Below are 19,040 nucleotides of genomic sequence, written 5' to 3'. Positions count from 1 at the left end.
TCAACAACAACAACCGCTCAACCAACCACGGGGCTGGCATGAAAATTCCAGCTCTCGCCATCCTCAAGCCATAACTCCCACGCCATGCGGCTGCCATCCCTCAGCCGCAACTGACCACCAAATCCTGCGGGGGATGGTTGGTAGAGATCGGTCATCTCCACAACGGGGTTTCCCTCACGGGTGAACAGCTCGCTCACCCGCTGGCCCAAGCGCTCGGAAAGATCGGCCTTGAGATCCTCAGGCGTCATCAGGCCGCATCGAGAAAATCGATCACCAAATCACCTAGGTCATCACGGCTGATTTCAAAGCCAAAGCCCTGCACGCTGCCGCTCCAGAAGCCCTCGTCGGGATCTGCTTCCGCGCCGGAGGACTGATCCACCTTGTGATCGAACAAGGTCGCGAAGCAATGGGCAGCCACCTGAGCCGCTTGATCGGCATCCATCTCATCCAGCTCATGGGCGGCCACTGCGCACCCCTCAAGCAATTCGGCATCGATCACATTGCCCGCCCCAACGTCAGCCACAAGGGCCTGCAGCGCGGCATGGTCTTTGCTGTCGGTCATGGCGTCGATCTCCAACTGGATCCGGGCGTCCAGCTCCATACCTTCGCACTAGGCAGCACCGGGAAGCACTTGGGCCAGCACCGTGGTCAGTGCCGTGTCGACGGAAAAAGTACGCACACCTAAGTGCACCCGCTTGGCCAAAGCCTTTTGCGCCAAGGCAATCTCAAAGGGAACGAATCCCCCTTCCGGCCCGATCATCACCACCGCCCGATTGATTGGTTGAGCCGCCAGGGCCATTGGGGCATCCATATCAGCGATCCAACAGGACCTCCCCGCACACAGATCCACGAGTTGATCCTCCACAAAGGGGCGGAAGCGTTTGTGCAGATGGACCCTGGGCGCCACCGTGTCGCTGGAGCGCTCCATCCCCGCCATCAGCGCGTCATCAACCTTGGCAGCACTCAGCAGCGGAGTCTGCCAATAACTCTTCTCCACGCGAGCACTGTTGATCAGGTGCAAGTTCTCCACGCCAAACTCCGCCACGGTGCGCAAGATGCGACGCAGCATCTTCGGCCTGGGCAAAGCCAAGACAATGTCGAAGTGATGGCGCGGGGGGGGATCAGCCTCGAGTTGCACCGACAGGGTCACATGCCCTTGGTCAATGGCTTCAAGGCGCCCAACACCCACCTTGCCGCCCAGCTGTCCCACCCTCACGGCATCACCCACACTCGCCCCCAGGTGACGAAGGATGTGATCGGCACGATGATCGGTGAGGGTCACCACGTTGTCCGACAACCAGGCGTCACCCTCCCGCAGCAGCACCAGGTTCATGCGAGCGCAAGTCTTTGCGACTCCAACGCTGCCATGACCCACCACCTCACCAGCACTGATGAACAGCTTGCGTCAGCGGATCCGGCAACAGATGCGGCCCCTTCGGATCCATCAACTGCGCTGGAAACGTCGTTGGCAGGATTGGCATCAAGGGGTGGTCTTTGCGCACCAACAGAGCACTGACCCCCTGCCGATGGGATTGGTGCGTCACCAATCGCTGCTGTTGCGCCGGCTGGGGGACACCGATCCCCAGCTCCAGCACAACAAGGTGGTCAACCTGCAACTGGCCACCCCCCACCTGCATGGCCTGCTGATTCCTCCTGGTGCCACCCTCTCGATCTGGCGACGGATCGGTCGCACATCAGCCCGCAAGGGCTACCTCCCAGGAGTGCAGCTCTCCCAAGGCAAGGTGACGGTGGGAGTTGGCGGTGGTCTGTGCCAACTAGCGAATTTGATCCATTGGATGGGGCTGCACAGTCCCCTCCAACTGACGGAGCGGCACCATCACAGCTTCGATCCCTTCCCCGATGAAGGCCGGGTGTTGCCCTTCGGCAGTGGTGCCAGCCTCTTTTACAACTACGTGGATCTGCGGTTTCGTAACCCCACTAATCAGACCCTGCAACTGATGGTGTGGCTCAACGACACCCATCTCTGCGGAGAACTGCGGGCGGAATCCATCCCCCCCTTCAGCTACCAAGTGATCGAGAAGGACCATCATTTCGAGCAGGACGGAGAGGTCCACTACCGCTGCAACAGCCTCTGGCAGCGCCAAGTGGATCGAAACAGCGGCGAAACCATCGATGAGCGACTGCTGATGCGCAACAGGTCGCGCGTCATGTATCCAATCAACGACTAACTGCTTCAGGTGCTGGACGCCTCATCGGAGACCAATGCTGCACCAAGACCGCCAGCACGATCAGGGCCGCAGCCCCGATGGCCATCGGGCTTAAGGGCTCCGCCAGCAGCCCATGGGCCACCACCAGAGACACCACCAGGGTGAGCGTCGCCCACACCGTGACCGTCACCACACCAAGACAGGCATAAGCCTGCATCAAGCTCCACTGACTTCCAAGGGTGACAAGACACGCATACCCACCGATGACCCCCAACACCCACCAGCGGCTTAACGCGATGAAGTGACTGGGGCCGAACAGCACGATGGCGATCACCGCGAAGGCCAGTGCTGCCATCAGGCTGCTCACACCAATGCTGAGGCCAACGCCAATCGACTTCTGGCTGAGCAGCCGTGCATTCACCCCACTCCAGGCAAAGGCAGCAATCCCCACACACGCCCAGGCCACCCCGCGGCCATCCAGGGCCATGCCCGGGCTGTCTGCCATTGCCCCAGCTCGCGCAGACAGCAGCAAACCGAGCGTGATCAAACCACAGCTGAGCGGGAACAACCGAGGCAAGGATTCCTTCAGCACAAACCGGGCGACCAAGGCTGTGCAGGGCACGGTGAGACTGAACAGCAACGTTTGCTGCACAACGCTGAGCTGTTCAAGGGCCAAGTAGTAGGCCATGGGCGCCAGGAAGAAGCCGGTGAAGGAGTGGGTCACCAACAGGCGCCGGTCCGTCGGGTTCAGAGACGGCAAGCGGCGCATCGTGCCGCGGCGATCCCAGAACAAGATCACCAAACCGGTGACCAAGCTGGAGAAGAAGAACACGTTGCAGAAACTGATGGGTTGCCCAGCACCGGCAGCCGCGGACCCCTGAATCTGCAGCCATTTGAGCAAAGAGCTGTCACTGCCCCTCAGCAGGATGAACAGTGCCAGAACCCCCATCCCACGGCCCATCGCTCAAGAGCACGAAACAACCGTCTTCACTTTGATCATCGCGAGCGCCGTTGCCATCCATCACGGTGCATGGTCGCGATGGTCGACCCCTGAGAAGAGACCGAGACTGAGGCGAGAACGGGGAGAGTGAACATGACCACGATCGACTGCCGCTACACAGGCGATCTGCACTGCGAAGCGACCCACGGCCCCTCGGGCAGTCAGTTGCACACCGATGCCCCCTCAGACCACGACGGTTTGGGTGAAAGCTTCTCCCCCACTGATTTGCTGGCGACATCGCTGGGCACTTGCGTGCTCACGGTGATGGGCATCACCGCAAAGCGCAGGCAATGGGACGTGCGCGGTGCCACGGCCCGGGTTGAGAAACGCATGACCCAATCGGGCCCCCGAAAAATCGAGAAGCTTCGCCTGCATGTTCACCTGCCCGAGCACTGCACAGCAGAGCAACGCCGCCTGCTGATGCGCATGGCAAACGAGTGCCCGGTAAAACGCAACCTGGAACAGGCACTGACGATTGAACTGATCTGGGCCTGATGATGATCAGCGCTTCTAAAGCGGCCTGATCAAACGGCGTTGCTGTCATCCCTCAATCGACAACAAAAAGCGGCCTGACCCAACAGGCCAGACCGCTTAAAAAATGCCAAGGGAAGAGATCAGCCCCAACCGTTGCTGGCCTGCTCTTCGACGTAGGCCGCCACATCCGAAATCTGGTTCTCCGTGAGCGTGCCGATGAAGGCAGGCATCTCATTGAGGCCATAGGTCACCTGGGCCACGATGGCGCTCTCATGGCCATTGTTGTATTGGGCGAGATAGGCCTTGAGATCGTCTTGCTGGAGGGTGTGCTCACCATTCACCACATTGCCGCCACCGGCATGACAAGCAGCGCAATTGGCGGAAAAAACCTTGGCACCGTTGACAGCATCACCAGCGAATGCAGAAACAGGTGCCGAGATCAGCAGGATCAGAGCAGCGACAACAGAGAACAGGGCACGCATCGGGACAGGCGAAGCACTTCAGACATTCTCAGAGGCCTGCGATCCCGAGTCAGGCCCCTCGCTGCAGTTCGTCACACCGTGCCAAGCAGACGCAACCCGCAAGAGCAGAACCACAGGCTGGTGTTACTTGCCATGCTGCCCGCCTTGATCGTGGGAGGCACAGGGCATCCACTGTTCACCCATCTGGTGAGCCCCTTCACAGCCGAACTGGGGTGCAGCAGCTTCCGCTTCTTCGCGGGTGGGATACATCGCCCTCACTCCACGAGGAGATGAGTGGGAGTGCGTCGCAGGATCGGCAGACAGGATCACACCGGTGTGGTCATCACCCGGCACATGGTGGGCCTGAACACTGACGCCAAACCCTGCAACAGAAGCCACAACGCCTAGAACGCCAAGCCGTGCGGCGGAGACAACCGTCGGGAACACAGACATCAATCGATCCACGTCGTAGGGAACAAGCTCGGCGGGCGTTCTGACTACCAAAACCGGGAACGGCTTGGTTCACAGCTGCGGGACAGTGGCGGATTTTCACCGCGCTTTCCCCGTTACCTCCCCAGGGTGGTCTCCTGAGGAACCGACTAACACGTTCTACTGCAGACACCCCAGTCAGGGGTTCAGCGCGCCAAAAACGAATGGCGGCGCAAGATGCCGTGATTAGGCGCAAACAGAAAAGCCAGAACAAACAAACCGGTCTGCACCAAGACGATGCAGCCCGCCGGAGACCGATCGGTCCAGTAGCTCACCAGCACACCAACCACGCTGGAGATCACGCTGCTGGCAACCGCCAACAGCGTCATGCGATCAAAGCGATCGGTGAGCAGATAAGCGGTGGCTCCCGGAGTCACCAACATCGCAACCACAAGAATGATGCCCACGGTCTGCAAGCCGGCAACCGCAGCCAGCGAGAGGATCGAGAGCAAGAGATAATGCAGAAAACCAGTGTTGATCCCAATCGAGCGGGCGTGGGTGGGATCAAAGCAAAACATCAGCAAATCGCGCCGGAACAGAACCAGCACGCTCATCACCACAGCAGAGATCACCAGTGTTTGCTGGATGTCGCTGCCCGAAATGCCGAGCACATTGCCGAACAGGATGTGAAAGAGGTCGATGTTGCTGCGCACATTCGACACCAGCACCAACCCGAGAGCGAAAAAGCCTGTGAAGACAAGGCCAATCACCGTGTCTTCCTTGATGCGCGATTTCTGCTGCACAAACCCGATCGTCGCGACCGAGCCCACGCCAAACACAAACGCCCCCAGAGAAAAAGGGAGACCGAGGGCGTAAGCGAGCACCACACCTGGCAACACCGCATGGGAGACGGCATCGCCCATCAGCGCCCAACCCTTGAGCGTCATGTAGCAAGAGAGCAGGCCGCAAACTGAGCCCACCAACGCACTAATCAGCAGAGCCCGCACCATGAATTCGTGGCGCAGTGGTTCCAGCACCCAGTCGATCAGCACCTATGGCTCCGTGGCACCTGGGCAGTCTCTCAGGCCTGCGACGCCGATGCGCGACCGCTTCAAAACGAACACGTCCAGCCTCTTGGAGGCTCAGCTCAGCGGTGATGCACACCACCGATGAGGAGATCGCGCAAAGACCAGGCCTAAAACTCTTCCTGGGCGTGCTGTTCATCACTGAGTAATCGGTTCGACGTGCGCAAGCGGTGCCCCATCAGGCTGATCAGATTGAGCGCAAACTGGTGCGACTGCCGGGACCAGGCCATCAGTTCATCGCGAGGCACCTCACACACCACACTGTCGGCCGCAGCACTGACGTTGGCCGTAGCGGGGATGCCACACAGAGTCGAGACCTCTCCCACGCAATCGCCAGGGGACACCGACCCCAGGTCATAAGCGGGTGAGGTGTCGAGATGCACCATCAACTCCCCATCCAGCAACAGGAACGCCTGCTCTGCAAGCCGATCCCGCTGGATCAATCGTTCACCTGCCTGCACCCCACGCTGGGGGCGATGCACCATCCAGCTCACCACCAGCTCTTCATCCACGTCTTCAAACAGCGGGATCTGCGGGAAGTGTTGGAAGTCAACCAACAAGGTGCCTTCGCATGTTCGGTCCATGGCAGACAGGCGCTCCCAAAGGGAAGACCCCCGTTTTAACCATGAATCACCCCAGGGGCCGGTCGTCCCGATCAGCGGAACTGTTGCCCGTCAACAAATCAGGACGCACCCCCCCGAAGGTGAGAGACAGGTTCTCGGGGGTGAAGACCTCAGAGGTTTCGCCGTACGCCAACACTGTTTTGTTGATGAGCACCACCAGGTCACAAAACTCGCGCACATGGCTGAGATCGTGGGTGGAAATCAGGATGGTGCGCCCTTCATCACGGAACTGCAGGAACAGATCCGCCATCAGCTTTTCCGTGCGCACATCCACGCCGTTGAACGGTTCGTCCAACAACAACACCGAAGCCCCCTGGGCAATGGCGCGCGCCAGAAACGCACGCTTGCGCTGACCACCCGAGAGAGCACCAATCGGACGATCACGCAGCTCAAGCAGATCGACCTGAGACAACGCTTCGCGCACAGCCACCCGATCAACTTGGCCAGGAATGCGCAGCAGATTCATCGCCCCGTAACGACCCATCATCACCACGTCCCAGACCGACACAGGGAAGTTGTTATCGATGCCCTCGCTCTGGGGCACGTAGGCCACCGCCTGCTCCCGCTGAGCCTCTGAGACCGTCAAACCATTGATGCGGATGCGACCTCGGGATGGACGCACAAACCCAGTGAGGGCTTTGAACAACGTCGATTTGCCTGCCCCATTCATGCCCACCAAGCCGCAGATGCGGCCTGCAGGAAGCGTGAGGGAGGCATCGTGCAGAGCAACGGTGCCGTTGTAATTCACACAGACACGGTCGGCCTCGATTCGCATCGTCATCGCTGCTGACCCTGCGTTTTCAGACCCTGCAGGAGGAGTCTCACACTGTGGCGCTGCAAATCGAGCGAAAGAGGGGCTGGTCCGTTGGGTTTTGAAAGAGAGTCGGCAGTGAAAGTGCCACCAAAACGAACACCTGCAACTTCAGCCACCTGACGCTGAACCCCTTAATCGATTCAACCTAAACGACTGAAACCGCGCAGCCACGGCAAAGCGGCACTGAAAAGAAACGACCTTGCGTCAATCACGTTTCACCAGATCGTCTTTGACGCGCCATCGGCCACGAACCGTGACCACGAAACCCTTCATTGCGCTGGCAGAGGAGCAAACCCAGGGGAAGCGCCGCGGATCAAAAGCAACACATCGGCCACAGCGGCCGACGCACCAATCACAAAAGCGTCCACCCACAAATGGCACAGTGACAGTTGTATGGCGATGGTGTTGATGTGAGGAGAAAGGTTTCAAATTCGGAGTCGAAACAAGGTCAGACGCCCGAACCTGAAACCCGCTCAAAACTCCGCCTTTGGCGGAGTTTTTTTATGGCTCATAGGTGTTCGACTTGACGTGCACGCCGCCTTCGAGGTCCACGGGACGCGATGCACTTGAAGATCTCGAACGAAATGAAGCCTGATTCCATTACCCCGGGCTGACGTCTTCCCTTGCCATCCGGTTGCGCTGACGGCGACACCGCTCAGAGCAGTAGCGCACGTCCTCCCACACGTCCTTCCACTTTTTGCGCCATTGGAATGGACGGCCACACACCGGGCAGACTTTGGTGGGGCGGTCACGCGGACGAGACGACATGCAGAACAGCGATTAATGGAGAAACGAGCGATTCAGGACCTGGTCAAGCAATGCGCAGGGGGCCTGTTTGACCTGGCCTGCGCAGTCAGTGGTCATGCTGAGTGGGATCTCAATCTGCCTATTGGTGTGATTGATGCGCGTTATGGGAAGCCGCGGCTCACCGTGACCGCTGTCGGCACGATCAACTCGGTGCTGAAGGCATCGGCAGTGATCGGCACGCCGTTGATGCGGCGCTTTTTTGATCGATTCAGCACGGTGGGATTGGAACAAGCCCGTGAAGAATTCAGCACTGGAGATGATGCCGAAGCCTTTGGGGAAATCTGGGAGACCTACCTGGAGGAGCGACGCAGCGGGGGACAAGCGATGTGGAGCGTCGAGGATGCCACTGCGTTCGTGATGCACAGCCGAATCAGCCATCGCGATCGCGAGGTGGCTTGCGTGGCGATCCTGCCTGGAGACCCCCATGCGATCTGCACATTCAGCGTGCCGATTCAATTCCTCACCTCAACCATGAGCAGCGATTCCAACGAACCCAGCCCGTAGATCGCCCCTCCACTGACGCCCCCAGAAGGGCCTTCAAAACAGCGACCCCTGCACCACATCGGACCGCCCCGGGCGGGGAGCGGGCCCTTCATGGATCCAGTCGGCCGGAGACCAAGGCGAGAACAACGCTTCCAGAGCCTGCAGCTCGGCCCCATGAACAGGGGCAAGCCAAGCCTGTTCGAGCCCCTCAGGAATCAAGACGGGCATGCGCGGATGCCAGGGCTCCACGAGGGCGTTGGGAGAGGTGGTCAGCACTGTGCAGGTGTCCACCTCGCTGCCATCGGCACCCAGCCAACGCTCCCACAACCCGGCCAGCCAGAACACCCCCCCGTGGGATGGCCGAAAACAATGCCGCTTTTCAAAAAATGCCGTTGCGGGAATCAAACAACGGCGATGGCGCCATGCGCCTCGAAAACTGGTCTTCTGCGGAACGGTTTCAGAGCGGGCATTAATGGGCCGAGGACCCTGCGTTGGATCTTTCACCCAGGAGGGGAGCAACCCCCAGAGCAGCAGAGCCGCGCGCTGGACACCTTCGTCGCGCACCAAAGCCAGCACAGGCTCAGATGGTGAGACAAGAGCCCGAGGACTGTAGTGGCGCCTGTGATCAGCAGGGAGGACATCCAACAAAGGCAGTGGCAACTGATCAACTGAGCACTGAAGTGAAAAACGCCCACACATCTCGCCACAGCTCCGCTTCTCCCGAGGATCGCGCACCCAATCCACACAACACAGACAACGCGACAACCCAACCAAAGTCCATTTTGGTAGCAAAAACTACAGAAATGGGTATAGTGAGAGCACGTTGGGCCCCATTCCGTGGGCTGCAGATCGATCCACGCCAAGCAACGGGGACGTGGACACTGTGGAGTTCAACCATGAACAGCCTCGAAATCACCCGCACCCAAATGCGCAAGCAGGCCGCCTTGCAGGATGCTCAGCGCCTGATGGCCAAGGCCTATCGCGGCGTGGAATACATCGATGCCCATCACACTGCCCTGAAACCACAAAAGCGGACCGAACTCGTTTACCGGGGCATCCGCTACAGCATCTGATTCGAGGGCGACAGCAACAAACCCCAAAGCCCCCTGATCCAGGGGGCTTTTCAGCATCAACTGTCAGTCCGCCACCGCCGTTCCACCTGAACGAACAACAACCATGCCAATGAAGCGCTGACTCCACCCGCCCAGTCGGAACGCAAAAGGTCTACAAGAGCAATGGTGCTTGCGGCAATCCGCAATGCTGCGAGAACGAACCGCAGCAAAGGCTCTTTCCGCGTCCCTCCCGATGCGAGTGCTGAGGAATCGGAGTCAGACTGACTCAATGGTCAGACACGACACATTGACGTTGGATCTCCAGTTCCAGCAGATCTTCGGAAAGAATCAATAAGGCCATTGCCATCAAGCACAAACTGCCACCTAAGTCAGCGTCGCCGTTGAGCTGGAGAGTTCGCGCCGCCTGAAGATGCTGAGCCCAGGAGAGTCGCATTCACCAAGCAGCAGCACCAAACCAATCTGCACAAACCGCTCGCGACACGCGACAGAGATCACAACTTGAAACACTGACACAGGCGCCAAGCGGTAGAGATCGCTACAACCCCCAGCGTTCACACCGATACCTTCTAGCCATCGTCTGGAGGCAACCATGTCGTCAGGAATTGAACTGAGCACGGAACAGCACTTTCATCTCGAGCAGTTCAACCGAGCCCTCGATGCCACCAGTGATCCCGCCCAGCTCAGACATCTGGCCAAACAACTTCTGCAGGCTTGGCAGACCCAGAAAGCAGCGACCAATTGGGTGATTTACCAACAGGGCCTCAGCCCCAGCCAGACAGAAGAAGCCATGCGCTCCCTGCCCAATCCATCGCCCTAACCAGCCCGAAGCTGCTTGCCGGGGAGCCGCCGATGCACTTCCATCTCACGAACCAGCTCACCTGCTGACCAAAGGCCACGAACGTTCTCGCAATGCTTTGCCGAATCGCAAACGCGATAAAGCCCATCACCGAGCGCCTCAATCGAGGAACCCAGAGGGGTTGAAGCCACAGGTTGAACTGACATGGGTCTCATGAGTCCAAGTCCGTTCTATCAGACCGCGCTCGGCTGCAGCGGCTGCCATCGATGAGGGATTCAGCCAGTAGGGGCTCATCAACGATTCCAACGGTGGTGAAAAGAAAAACAAGACGATCAAAAAGCTCTGGCTAGCTTGTTAATCCGCAGTGATCGTCCTATGCATCTGCTCAAATTCAGCTCAGAAGACTGCGGCACCTGCCACCGCATGAGCCATTACGACAGCAACGTTGCGAAGGAACTGAGCTGCGAATTTGTGTCGGTGATGCTGCAAGACACAGAGACGTATCGCAAATACAGAAAGGTGTTGTTGGCCCAGTACCCCAGCAAAGAAGGGATGGGATGGCCCACGTATCTCTTGGTCACCAACCCTGAATCAGACTTCACCATTCACGGTGAGCTGAAGGGAGGCATGCCGAAAGGGGATTTCCGCACCAAACTTCAAGCGCTATTGGATGGCGTGGCCAGCTCTTAAGCATCATCATCTCGATCGGTCTGCTGAGATTCCAACTGACGGCGCACCATCACCTGCGTCCCCCAGAGCAAGGTCATCAAGGCCACAGCAGCCAACACAAGTTGCATGGTTCAGGATCGGCAGGTCAAAGAACAGATTGCTTGAGAGGCCCTCTCGTAGAGGCATGTTTGCAATCCAAGCGCAAGACGTCTGCGGGAGCCTCCCATTCAGAGGCTCTCAATCAACCTTAAAGAACAGACGCGACTCGATATCGAGGTCATCGTTCTCGTCAAAATTTTCGCCTTCGACTAACTCAATCGCAAAATCCTTGTCATCAAGTTCGTGCACAATCTTCTGCCCCTCCAGGAGATTATGAACGATCAGAATGCGCTTCATCAGGTCAGCTCGCAGCTCAGGAAGCCTATGCCGACCAAAGCGACTGCATCGATCCAAGACACGCGGCCCTCAACGCTGGCAACTGGAGGCCCAGCCGGCCACGAGATCCCACTGGCGTGACTGGGCCTTCCAAGGAAGCGGTACAAGGGCCAAATGAAAACCCTGATCAGACCAGTCTTGGTCGAGGACAAACCAAGAGGCCGCTCAAGTTGCACATTGAAGCGCCCACCTCAAGGCATCTCTGAAACGGATGGCATGAAGGCACCGGGATCCTCCACATCAACCACCTGCTGTTCAAGCGGGAGTAGGTCCTCATCATCAGTGGCCCGGGTGCGAACCGGTGCACTGAAACCCCGTGCCCTTGGATTGGACACCTCAAACGGCCCTGGCGTTCCAGCAGGAACCGCCAAACGCAGAGCAAAGGGGTGCGAGCCGGGCTCCACATCCCCGATCGAGCCCACGCGGGTGCGGTTCTGCAAGACCGGTTCGCCACTGGCATCCAGGATCCGGGCATAGACATCCGTATCGAAAACAGGCTTACGACCGGGGTTATTCACCGCTCCGCTCAGCACGTAACAACTGGCTCCGGCAGTGCGGGTAACACCTGCTCGCCGAGGGTCGCCACTGGGGCCAGGCTGCGCTCCCGGGTCCGCTTGGTCACAGACCGCGAGGCTTACATCGCTCAGCTGAAGACCGGCGGCCCAGGCAGGCGCAACTGGCCCCGACAGCACCACCACCATCGCGACGCAAATCAGGCTGAATACCACCCGCAGACTTCGCACGATCAGCACTTGCTTCAGACGCGCATTCTGCAGGCTCTTCCGCCTTCAACCGTCACCGCACAACAACTGATCCGCAGCCAATTGATCAGCGGCCATGCGCAGCTCGCGCTGCTCTTCCTCAAACGCCAGCTGAAGATCCACACGGGTGATGCGGTAGCCAAGGCGACGTGCAGCCAGCACAAACTCGTGCTGCGAACGGCAACACTTCATGGCCCGGCGGATCACGCCATCGGATTCCACATCACTCACCAAGCGCTCGAGCTCCTGCCAGCTCATCGATCTGCATGTCTTGCGCACCCACCATGCCCCGCCGATTCAGCCGGCGCCAGACCCCTTCAAAACAGAATTGACAGGAGCCAGATCAGCAGCCAAACCGACAGCCCAAGACCAGCCAGCACCGCGAGGATCACACCGACCCCAGCGGCAAGGAACAAACGCGAGCTGGTGTTGGGAAACAGCAGGTACAGCGTCAAAGCCAGGGCTAAGGGCCACAACGGAGGAAGCACCACGCACACCGCCGTCAGCACGATGAGTCGGGTTCGCAGCGACTTCCGCTTTTGCGCTTCAGCCAATCGCAGGGATTCCTGCTCGTCTTCAGCTGCCAGCTCGTCATCAGTCAGCCAGCGACCCAGCTCCTGCGCTCTCGCAAATTGCTGCTCGATCGATTGTCGACTTGTGGGGCCATCCATGGGTCACCTCTAACAGCAATCACATCCATGCAGCGTCAACCCAGCTCAAGGCAAGCCAACCCATACACATCCTCAAGACCTTGGGTTGGCATCAACCCTCGATACATCCGAAGGGTGCGAGTCACGGGATCAAAGCCAAGGCCTTGCAACAACGGAGACGCCTCGGCATTGCCACCAGGCGAATCGATGAGCACCACTCCGGGGTGATCGCAAAGCAGGCTGCGGATTAGCAACTCCGCCAAAGCGGGGGTATCCGCCAACAGTGGTCCAATCCTCCACCCTTCACCTCTTTGGAGAAGGCATGGGCGAATGCGCGCAAATCCATGGCAAGCCTGCTGCTGATCAAGCAGAGCCAACACCGTGCCAGCAGGGTGGTGCAACCAATCCGAGAGGAAATGGGGACGCGGGCTGAGCTCCCGTTGCGCGTCGTAGACCTGCAGCGCCGTTTCAGGAATGGCATCGCCACGCAGCAGCTGCAGATCTGCAGGCAAACCAGAGTGACTTTGGCCCCGGTCTTGCTCAGTGCCGCTGCACTGCCAACGGATGGTGGGTGACGCCTGTTGAAAACCCCAGGCGGCGTAGTCGTTGATTCGCGCTTCGGCTGCTTCGAGGCCAACACAGGCCACATCTTGAAGGTGATCGAGGGCGCACTGCCAAAGCTCCCGGCCATACCCGTGGCCACGGTGCTCGGGGCGGACTAAGTAGAGACCGATAAAGCCGTAGGCGAGGTTGTAACGCACGCCGGCGATACAACCAATCGGCTCACCAGCCAAGCAGCCAACCCAAATGCCCTGGCGATCGGTTTGGCGGTAGATGCCCACATCCCCTTTCCCGGGGGCGAATCCCTCTTGACGGGCCCACTCGGTGATCAGGGGCACATCGCTGCGCATCACCGTGCGGATCTTGAGAAACGAGGCCATCCCTTCAGATTGCAAGCGCAACGCTGAAGGGACAACCCTTTATGGCTCTGCGCGAAAGATGCGCTCCAACTGGGCGCGGAAGTCGCTGCTGCTCAACGGTGCCGCCAAACGGTTCCGTCGTTGACGTCGTAGCAACGAACCGATCCACCACACCTGGAGAGCGGCGAACAGACCAGCGGTGATTGCCAAACTGATCCAAGGGGAGTTCAAGGTCAAAAGCGCCATCCGTCAGCCCGATCATTCAGGATGGCTGCTTCCGAGCTCACACCGTGAAAAACGTCAGCCTGGTGGAGATCCTGCTCCGCAATATCGCCAAGGTGGCAGCTGGATCCGGCATTGCAGCACTGCTGCTGTGGCTCACGTACGTGCTGCTCGACGTGCAGCACATGAACTCGGGATTCACGCTTCCTCAGACCTCTTACTACTGAGGAAAACACTGCTGCCGGTACGACTCTCGGAGTCACAGCAGACAGAGTGGGACGTTGAGCCTGATGCGGAAGGAGGCAGATCCTGAAACACAGGCCAGTGTCATTGGCTTTCGCTGGTGCCGATCAGATCTCAGATCCCAAAACCCACAAGTCTGCTAGAAACGAGGTTTTTCAATTATTTATAAGGCGATTCAACTGGGCAAAAACCATAAATTCGAATTATCCAGGGTTAACTGATTGATGCACGGGATGTCCATAGAGGTCACTGAGACGCTGACGAACCGCATCCTTGTCTTCCTCACTTGACTTGCTCGCATCAACAGGTAGATCTGTGTGCTTCTGCTTTTCAAGCAGAGCATGATTTGGACTAGCGGATACTTCCATCTTGACCGCAGCAGGCGGCTTGATGCCTCCTGTCATGCCTTTGAGCTGATCCAGGTCCAGCGGCTGATCAGAAGACTCTTTCGGGCTAGAAGGCGATTCCATCACTGCAAAGACTTCTTGATTGCAACGCTACCAGGCCTGACAAGAACAAGCTCAATCACATTCAGCCATGCAGACACCCCGGCCCCTGCATGACTGCTATCTGTTCAGTGCACGCTGGGGGATTCCATGCAGCTCACCAATCGACAAGCTGCGGTCACCTACAACATCGGTGCACTTCTTTCGTATGTGTCGTTGGTGATGCTGCTCCTTGATGCAGTGCATGTCGCCCATCAGCATCAGGCGGTCACACTGACGCGATTTGGCTTTGCCATGAGCTGGCTCATTGGTGCCGTGCTCAAAGCACCCTACAAATGGGATCGTCTTTGGCTTCGCGTCAGCGCCTTGGTTCAGATTGTCATTTTTGCCGGAGTCAGCCTTCTCTATCTCGCAGCCGGCATTCATTAAGGCGGGCCAGCACCTTGAGTCGTTGACTTTCAAACACCTTGGCCGCAGCAGAGACGCATGCCCCCTATCGCCGCACAACAGCAACGAGTGAGCAGATTTAAACGCAATAATGCAATGCAAGATGCGTTGAATACATGCCCTCAAAAACTCTCATGAAAACGCTGGCATCCAGCCTTCTTCTTTCCTCTCTACTCTCCATCAGCTCGGCGGCTTCAGCTTCAGCCCAACCCTTAGATATGGAGAAGCTGCTGGAAAACGTCCCGGAGTATCAAGACTTAAGCGACATGGAGAAGGGCTTCATGAAAATGGGTGTTGGCATTGCCTCACTGCCTCTCGCGGGTGGACTCGCATACTTTTGCTATCTCCATGAAACCTCAACACTTGAAAAAAGTGTGCTCCAACGCTCCTGGAAGAGCTATGTGGATACCTTCATCAAGGGAATGAAAGATCAGAGCAGAAGCGAGACAAAGAGCGGCAAAGCATCGGAGAAAATCCTGGAAATTCTGTTCAACAAGATTGCGGCTTTTCCCCCATCCACCTGCAAGGAGATTGATGCCTTTGCAAACGAACCACCGCCCAATCCCATGGGGTTGCAGGGCAGAGATAGTACCCCCAACTCCAGATCTGGCCTGTGATGCTGCACAGACCACCCAAGACCAACAACGACTGATCCCTCAGTTGAGGGAAGCAAGCGATGCACTTGCGTCTACTGCTCTTTTTTCTTCAGCACGCAGCCAGCCACGCCACAGACCACCTCGTAGGCCTCTTCGGTGGTTTCAGCAATCACGCGTTTCGTGTAAGCACGCTTCCCCTCCTGGGGAGAACGGGTCGGAAACACACTGAACAACCGTTTCCGCATCAGACGAGCGGCTTCTATCAGGCTTTGAGCCATGCATCCTCCTGGCGTTAGCCCCCTTTGGATCAATCTCCTCCGGGAGCGGTCACCAACGCGAGAGGAGCCCCAGGGACTGAAACAAAACAGGAAGGATTCTTCGTGAGTCGTTACCGCCCGATCGCAGAAGAGACCCGACAAGCTCAGGCCGACTCAGGAGACCAGCTGCTTCGCAAATTGATCCATGACCTCAACCGCGAGAGCCAGGTTCTGGTCGAGATCCAAGCCTGAACGCTTGCGGGGCTTGAAGCTGTGGTCTCCGTCTGGAATCCAATGGAGCGACACCTGCTCCGGCAGGCCATACCCCATCACCTCTTCGTGCTGACCAAAGGTGTCGCGCTCACCCTGCAACACCAACAGGGGTGTTTTCAAATCGAGCAGGTGAGCTGTTCTGAGCTGCTCTGGTTTCCCAGGAGGGTGGAAGGGGTATCCCATACAGACTCCAGCGCACACATTGGTGGACGAAGCGAGTGCGTCCAGCAGCTGGGTGGCGACTCGACCCCCCATGGACTTGCCGCCAATGATCAGTTTTGAACGCTCTGCCAGCAGAGCGACCTGCTCTCGAAAACAGGCCTCCAGTACCGGCATCCGATCTGGAGCAGCTTTTTTGCCGCTCAGCCGTGACCGAGCCATGTACGGGAACTCGAAGCGCACCACGTCCCATCCACGGCACGACAACCCCTCGGCAACCACCTGGAGAAACGGGCTATCCATCGGAGCACCAGCACCGTGGGCCAACAAAAACGTCAGCGGTGCATTAGCTGGTCCGTCGTGGAGCGTGGGTGCTGTCATGGAGACCATTGTGTGGTCTCCCAGCCATGCGTCTCAAGCCACCAGGGTGTTGTTCTGGGAAGGCTGGGGAGTGGCGAGGTAGTCGCAAACATCACCACGCACGCTGAGCAGCTGGCCATTCACAGCCATCTGCCAGATTTCAACCCGCGCCTCAAGGGGCGCTTCAAACCAGAACCACTCCGCTGGCATCACAACTTTTTCCAGATAAAAGTTGTTTACGCCGATACATTTCAAAACCACCATCTTGGGGGTTTCGTTGCGATAAACACAGTCCTCCATCAATTGTTAGGGGGCGAGGTGTTGACACAATCGCCCAGACGTCCCGTCGCTTTTGTCAGATCAGCGACACGTCAAGAATCCCAATGCAATCTTTCGTTTTTCCTCAGATTCTGATCGTCAGTCCACAAAACGTCTGTAGAGCCAGCGCACGAAGCCACCCACCACGGGCACGGGAGTAAAGGTCGGGCCAACAAAGTCGAAATAGTCGCGATGATCACAGACAAGACCCTGCTGGTCGAAGCGCAAGCGACTGGATCCTGGATAAATGAATTCGATCCCTTTAATTTTCAAGCCCATCTCCCACTCCACAAAGGCTGTGTCGCCGTCGACCAGCACCGCAGAAGGCGTCAGATAAACATCATCACAGCGCTGAATCAAGCCCTCCTGAGCTGCGATGTAAGCAGCAAGTCCATGACGCTCCTGCGTGGGGTCTTGGAAATGCACATCCTCGGCATAGAGCTCCCGCCACTGCTGCTCGGAAGGGGCCGGCTGTCCATACGGTTTCGTGAACAGGCTGCGCAACTGATCTGCAGTGGTCACGGAGGAAGAACGGCGATTGGGTTTGATCCTGACGGATGCGCATACTCTTCTGAGACCAACAGCTGCATCCCGTGCCCAACGACGGCTACCGCTATGAACCTTTGGAAGCCTTTGGCGAAGGTCTGACGACCCGACGCCCTTGGAACACGACGTTGTTGGAAGGTGTGGAACGCCTCAATGGCCGCGTGGCCATGGTTGGGTTCTTGGCGGCCCTGATCGGTGAGCTGCTCACCGGTCAGGGTCCTGCAGGCCAGGTGATGGCGATGATCCGCTGGTACCTAGCGCTTTGACGTCAGTTCATGCAGCGCCGAATAATCACCGTCATCGAGAGCAGTGTGTTCGGCGCGTTTGAGCAGCGTCAGCAGCCCGTTCAGACCCGAAGCATCAATGCCCAGCAGGGGCGCCTCCCGCAGAAACAGCTGCAGGTCTTTGCGTAACAGGGCCGTACTGAAGTTGGGATCGGCGTAGTGATGGCCAAGCATGCGCTCCAACTTCTTATCCACCGTGGGCGCGTACAGAGCCGAAGGCCGGAGCACCTCCATAAAACGCTCCACCTCCAAACCTGAGGCTTCCACCAATCGCAACGCCAACGAATAACCGTGGGTGAGGCTGGCAATGAGCTGATTCAGAGCCAACTTGCAGGCCGCACCACGACCGACCTCCCCCATCAGCTTGGGATCCCCAGAGAGCAACTGCAGCAGGGGCAACTGAGCCTCAAACACGTCGGTGTCACCGCCAGCCATCACCAACAAACTGCCCTTCAAGGCCTCAGGCTTGCTGCCCAGCACCGGCGCCTCGAGGTAACACCCGTTCTGGGCCTGCACCTGAGTTGCCAGCTCACGCGACTCACTGATGCCCATCGTGCCCATCGGCAGGCAACAGGCACCACCGAGATCACCCAGCGCCGCCACCACGTCGGCGCTCACCGGACCATCGCGAAGCACCGTGATCACGGTGTCGCAGGAGCGGGCCGCACCAGCCAAGTGATCAATCGGCTCCGCCCCCGCCGCCAGCAGCGCCTCGCACTTCTCTGCACTGCGGTTCCAGACATGGAGCTTCACGCCCTGGGCGAGCAAGCGCAAGCCGATCGCCTCACCGAGCAATCCAGTTCCAAGCAGGGCAACGGTGGGCATCCCGACTCACGCAATCAATGCAGCCGATCATCACCCGCGCACCTGCGACGACAGCTCCTGGAGCTCTGGAGCCTGGAACTGCGTCGGCACTAAAGACGGCACTAGACAGAGCACCAGCACGAGGCCAGCCAGCAGCTGGGTCGGCAAGCCCATGCCCTGGGGCACCCGCGCTGAAGAATGCGCTTTGGCGCGACGAAAAGGATGGGGATTGGTGATCTGGTAGGCCGGTTGCAGATCCTCCGGCAGCAACTGGAAGCAGCTCGGGCATTCACCGCCCAGGTGATGAGCCTGAGCCTTGATGCTCTGGCAGTGGGGGCAGCGATAGACCGCTTGGGGATGACGGGCCATGGGGCTTGGGGCAATTGACCACACCTTCCCGTCATCGAGAGACGTCAGAGATGACCGGCATCACCCAC

At 58.5% G+C, this 19,040-nt stretch carries 34 protein-coding genes and 1 riboswitch; of the genes, 10 read left to right on the top strand and 24 right to left on the bottom strand.

The features are described from left to right. Positions 1 to 17: 17 nt before the first annotated feature. The 3 genes from RS9916_RS02350 to RS9916_RS02340 are packed head-to-tail and all read right to left on the bottom strand — an operon-like array spanning position 18 to position 1,333. Complete coding sequence (locus RS9916_RS02350) at positions 18 to 248, bottom strand: hypothetical protein (RefSeq protein ID WP_007097592.1); 231 nt, start codon at positions 246 to 248, stop codon at positions 18 to 20. Beyond that, positions 248 to 601 carry a hypothetical protein gene (locus RS9916_RS02345; RefSeq protein WP_007097591.1) on the bottom strand — a complete coding sequence of 118 codons (354 nt, stop codon included), beginning with the start codon at positions 599 to 601 and terminating at the stop codon, positions 248 to 250. Before RS9916_RS02345 ends, RS9916_RS02350 begins: the two co-directional genes overlap by 1 nt. 9 nt (positions 602 to 610) lie before the next feature. Then, on the bottom strand, positions 611 to 1,333 hold the full coding sequence (locus RS9916_RS02340; protein WP_007097590.1) for a 16S rRNA (uracil(1498)-N(3))-methyltransferase: 723 nt from the start codon (positions 1,331 to 1,333) through the stop codon (positions 611 to 613). 58 nt (positions 1,334 to 1,391) lie between these two features. Here RS9916_RS02340 and RS9916_RS02335 point away from each other — a divergent pair, with 58 nt between their 5' ends. Then, complete coding sequence (locus RS9916_RS02335) at positions 1,392 to 2,189, top strand: VanW family protein (RefSeq protein WP_007097589.1); 798 nt, start codon at positions 1,392 to 1,394, stop codon at positions 2,187 to 2,189. On the opposite strand, the gene RS9916_RS02330 is transcribed toward RS9916_RS02335, so the two are convergent. Further along, positions 2,179 to 3,117 carry a DMT family transporter gene (locus tag RS9916_RS02330; protein ID WP_198003376.1) on the bottom strand — a complete coding sequence of 313 codons (939 nt, stop codon included), beginning with the start codon at positions 3,115 to 3,117 and terminating at the stop codon, positions 2,179 to 2,181. The genes RS9916_RS02335 and RS9916_RS02330 overlap by 11 nt on opposite strands. Positions 3,118 to 3,261: 144 nt before the next feature. Here RS9916_RS02330 and RS9916_RS02325 point away from each other — a divergent pair, with 144 nt between their 5' ends. Then, positions 3,262 to 3,663 carry an OsmC family protein gene (locus RS9916_RS02325; protein WP_007097587.1) on the top strand — a complete coding sequence of 134 codons (402 nt, stop codon included), beginning with the start codon at positions 3,262 to 3,264 and terminating at the stop codon, positions 3,661 to 3,663. A 119-nt stretch (positions 3,664 to 3,782) separates the two neighbouring features. Here RS9916_RS02325 and RS9916_RS02320 read toward each other — a convergent pair whose 3' ends face one another. The 6 genes from RS9916_RS02320 to RS9916_RS13695 all read right to left on the bottom strand — a co-directional run bounded on the left by RS9916_RS02320 (position 3,783) and on the right by RS9916_RS13695 (position 7,822). Beyond that, the gene (locus RS9916_RS02320; RefSeq protein WP_007097586.1) at positions 3,783 to 4,124 is read right to left on the bottom strand and encodes a c-type cytochrome; all 342 of its coding nucleotides are present in this window, start codon (positions 4,122 to 4,124) and stop codon (positions 3,783 to 3,785) included. A gap of 123 nt (positions 4,125 to 4,247) precedes the next feature. Beyond that, complete coding sequence (locus RS9916_RS02315) at positions 4,248 to 4,556, bottom strand: DUF3721 domain-containing protein (RefSeq protein WP_007097585.1); 309 nt, start codon at positions 4,554 to 4,556, stop codon at positions 4,248 to 4,250. A gap of 12 nt (positions 4,557 to 4,568) precedes the next feature. Next, positions 4,569 to 4,718, bottom strand: a riboswitch (cobalamin riboswitch). Positions 4,719 to 4,738: 20 nt separating this feature from the next. Next, complete coding sequence (locus RS9916_RS02310) at positions 4,739 to 5,578, bottom strand: metal ABC transporter permease (protein ID WP_038024056.1); 840 nt, start codon at positions 5,576 to 5,578, stop codon at positions 4,739 to 4,741. A gap of 149 nt (positions 5,579 to 5,727) precedes the next feature. Next, positions 5,728 to 6,201, bottom strand: coding sequence for a Crp/Fnr family transcriptional regulator (locus RS9916_RS13470; protein ID WP_007097582.1), 474 nt, complete (start codon positions 6,199 to 6,201; stop codon positions 5,728 to 5,730). Positions 6,202 to 6,247: 46 nt separating this feature from the next. Then, a complete protein-coding gene (locus RS9916_RS02300; protein ID WP_038023097.1) occupies positions 6,248 to 7,015 on the bottom strand; it encodes a metal ABC transporter ATP-binding protein in 768 nt (255 codons plus the stop codon). 639 nt (positions 7,016 to 7,654) lie between these two features. After that, on the bottom strand, positions 7,655 to 7,822 hold the full coding sequence (locus RS9916_RS13695; RefSeq protein WP_071961540.1) for a DUF2256 domain-containing protein: 168 nt from the start codon (positions 7,820 to 7,822) through the stop codon (positions 7,655 to 7,657). Between the two features lie 15 nt (positions 7,823 to 7,837). Between RS9916_RS13695 and RS9916_RS02295 the strand changes: the two genes are divergently transcribed. Next, complete coding sequence (locus RS9916_RS02295) at positions 7,838 to 8,365, top strand: hypothetical protein (RefSeq protein WP_007097578.1); 528 nt, start codon at positions 7,838 to 7,840, stop codon at positions 8,363 to 8,365. Between the two features lie 33 nt (positions 8,366 to 8,398). Here the strand turns inward: RS9916_RS02295 and RS9916_RS02290 are convergent, their stop codons facing one another. Further along, positions 8,399 to 9,043 carry an SOS response-associated peptidase gene (locus RS9916_RS02290; RefSeq protein WP_038023094.1) on the bottom strand — a complete coding sequence of 215 codons (645 nt, stop codon included), beginning with the start codon at positions 9,041 to 9,043 and terminating at the stop codon, positions 8,399 to 8,401. A gap of 197 nt (positions 9,044 to 9,240) precedes the next feature. Between RS9916_RS02290 and RS9916_RS14710 the strand changes: the two genes are divergently transcribed. The 3 genes from RS9916_RS14710 (at position 9,241) to RS9916_RS02275 (ending at position 10,903) form a co-directional block, all read left to right on the top strand. After that, positions 9,241 to 9,417, top strand: a complete 177-nt coding sequence (locus RS9916_RS14710) for a DUF4278 domain-containing protein (protein WP_007097576.1) — start codon at positions 9,241 to 9,243, stop codon at positions 9,415 to 9,417. 589 nt (positions 9,418 to 10,006) lie between these two features. Further along, complete coding sequence (locus tag RS9916_RS02285) at positions 10,007 to 10,234, top strand: hypothetical protein (RefSeq protein ID WP_007097573.1); 228 nt, start codon at positions 10,007 to 10,009, stop codon at positions 10,232 to 10,234. 354 nt (positions 10,235 to 10,588) lie between these two features. Beyond that, complete coding sequence (locus RS9916_RS02275; protein WP_007097571.1) at positions 10,589 to 10,903, top strand: hypothetical protein; 315 nt, start codon at positions 10,589 to 10,591, stop codon at positions 10,901 to 10,903. Between the two features lie 216 nt (positions 10,904 to 11,119). Here RS9916_RS02275 and RS9916_RS14705 read toward each other — a convergent pair whose 3' ends face one another. The 6 genes from RS9916_RS14705 to RS9916_RS02250 all read right to left on the bottom strand — a co-directional run bounded on the left by RS9916_RS14705 (position 11,120) and on the right by RS9916_RS02250 (position 13,894). Then, complete coding sequence (locus tag RS9916_RS14705; protein WP_007097569.1) at positions 11,120 to 11,278, bottom strand: hypothetical protein; 159 nt, start codon at positions 11,276 to 11,278, stop codon at positions 11,120 to 11,122. Positions 11,279 to 11,508: 230 nt separating this feature from the next. Then, positions 11,509 to 12,066 (bottom strand): hypothetical protein, encoded by a 558-nt coding sequence (locus tag RS9916_RS02270; RefSeq protein WP_038024052.1) that lies wholly within the window; start codon positions 12,064 to 12,066, stop codon positions 11,509 to 11,511. Between the two features lie 39 nt (positions 12,067 to 12,105). Continuing rightward, entirely contained in the window at positions 12,106 to 12,336 is a 231-nt protein-coding gene (locus RS9916_RS02265) for a Nif11-like leader peptide family natural product precursor (RefSeq protein WP_007097567.1), read from the bottom strand. Between the two features lie 59 nt (positions 12,337 to 12,395). After that, positions 12,396 to 12,749, bottom strand: coding sequence for a hypothetical protein (locus RS9916_RS02260; protein WP_007097566.1), 354 nt, complete (start codon positions 12,747 to 12,749; stop codon positions 12,396 to 12,398). Positions 12,750 to 12,784: 35 nt separating this feature from the next. Continuing rightward, positions 12,785 to 13,669: a GNAT family N-acetyltransferase gene (locus tag RS9916_RS02255; protein WP_038023090.1), complete on the bottom strand. Its 885-nt coding sequence runs from the start codon at positions 13,667 to 13,669 to the stop codon at positions 12,785 to 12,787. Between the two features lie 39 nt (positions 13,670 to 13,708). Continuing rightward, the gene (locus tag RS9916_RS02250) at positions 13,709 to 13,894 is read right to left on the bottom strand and encodes a hypothetical protein (RefSeq protein WP_007097564.1); all 186 of its coding nucleotides are present in this window, start codon (positions 13,892 to 13,894) and stop codon (positions 13,709 to 13,711) included. Between the two features lie 44 nt (positions 13,895 to 13,938). Between RS9916_RS02250 and RS9916_RS14700 the strand changes: the two genes are divergently transcribed. Continuing rightward, entirely contained in the window at positions 13,939 to 14,097 is a 159-nt protein-coding gene (locus RS9916_RS14700; protein WP_007097563.1) for a hypothetical protein, read from the top strand. Between the two features lie 219 nt (positions 14,098 to 14,316). Here RS9916_RS14700 and RS9916_RS02245 read toward each other — a convergent pair whose 3' ends face one another. Next, positions 14,317 to 14,583 carry a hypothetical protein gene (locus tag RS9916_RS02245; protein ID WP_007097562.1) on the bottom strand — a complete coding sequence of 89 codons (267 nt, stop codon included), beginning with the start codon at positions 14,581 to 14,583 and terminating at the stop codon, positions 14,317 to 14,319. Positions 14,584 to 14,709: 126 nt separating this feature from the next. Between RS9916_RS02245 and RS9916_RS02240 the strand changes: the two genes are divergently transcribed. Continuing rightward, positions 14,710 to 14,988: a hypothetical protein gene (locus RS9916_RS02240; RefSeq protein ID WP_007097561.1), complete on the top strand. Its 279-nt coding sequence runs from the start codon at positions 14,710 to 14,712 to the stop codon at positions 14,986 to 14,988. Between the two features lie 152 nt (positions 14,989 to 15,140). Continuing rightward, complete coding sequence (locus tag RS9916_RS02235; RefSeq protein ID WP_198003375.1) at positions 15,141 to 15,623, top strand: hypothetical protein; 483 nt, start codon at positions 15,141 to 15,143, stop codon at positions 15,621 to 15,623. A 71-nt stretch (positions 15,624 to 15,694) separates the two neighbouring features. Here the strand turns inward: RS9916_RS02235 and RS9916_RS02230 are convergent, their stop codons facing one another. The 4 genes from RS9916_RS02230 to RS9916_RS02215 form a co-directional block, all read right to left on the bottom strand. Then, entirely contained in the window at positions 15,695 to 15,880 is a 186-nt protein-coding gene (locus RS9916_RS02230) for a hypothetical protein (protein ID WP_007097559.1), read from the bottom strand. Positions 15,881 to 16,033: 153 nt separating this feature from the next. Beyond that, the gene (locus tag RS9916_RS02225; RefSeq protein ID WP_050752228.1) at positions 16,034 to 16,672 is read right to left on the bottom strand and encodes an alpha/beta family hydrolase; all 639 of its coding nucleotides are present in this window, start codon (positions 16,670 to 16,672) and stop codon (positions 16,034 to 16,036) included. Between the two features lie 33 nt (positions 16,673 to 16,705). Next, entirely contained in the window at positions 16,706 to 16,951 is a 246-nt protein-coding gene (locus RS9916_RS02220) for a DUF1830 domain-containing protein (RefSeq protein WP_007097556.1), read from the bottom strand. A gap of 117 nt (positions 16,952 to 17,068) precedes the next feature. Further along, positions 17,069 to 17,491, bottom strand: coding sequence for a nuclear transport factor 2 family protein (locus RS9916_RS02215; RefSeq protein WP_007097555.1), 423 nt, complete (start codon positions 17,489 to 17,491; stop codon positions 17,069 to 17,071). A 71-nt stretch (positions 17,492 to 17,562) separates the two neighbouring features. Between RS9916_RS02215 and RS9916_RS02210 the strand changes: the two genes are divergently transcribed. Beyond that, positions 17,563 to 17,781, top strand: a complete 219-nt coding sequence (locus RS9916_RS02210; RefSeq protein ID WP_007097554.1) for a chlorophyll a/b-binding protein — start codon at positions 17,563 to 17,565, stop codon at positions 17,779 to 17,781. On the opposite strand, the gene RS9916_RS02205 is transcribed toward RS9916_RS02210, so the two are convergent. Both RS9916_RS02205 and RS9916_RS02200 read right to left on the bottom strand, forming a co-directional pair. After that, entirely contained in the window at positions 17,770 to 18,624 is an 855-nt protein-coding gene (locus tag RS9916_RS02205) for an NAD(P)-dependent oxidoreductase (RefSeq protein WP_007097553.1), read from the bottom strand. The two genes, RS9916_RS02210 and RS9916_RS02205, sit on opposite strands and share 12 nt — an antisense overlap. Positions 18,625 to 18,654: 30 nt before the next feature. Further along, complete coding sequence (locus tag RS9916_RS02200; protein ID WP_007097552.1) at positions 18,655 to 18,972, bottom strand: hypothetical protein; 318 nt, start codon at positions 18,970 to 18,972, stop codon at positions 18,655 to 18,657. Positions 18,973 to 19,040: the final 68 nt, after the last annotated feature.

This window comes from Synechococcus sp. RS9916 (genome assembly GCF_000153825.1).
In the GTDB taxonomy this organism is placed as follows: Bacteria; Cyanobacteriota; Cyanobacteriia; order PCC-6307; family Cyanobiaceae; genus Synechococcus_C.
Note: the sequence above shows the minus strand (reverse complement) of the source record. Positions and strands in the feature narration are given on the sequence as shown.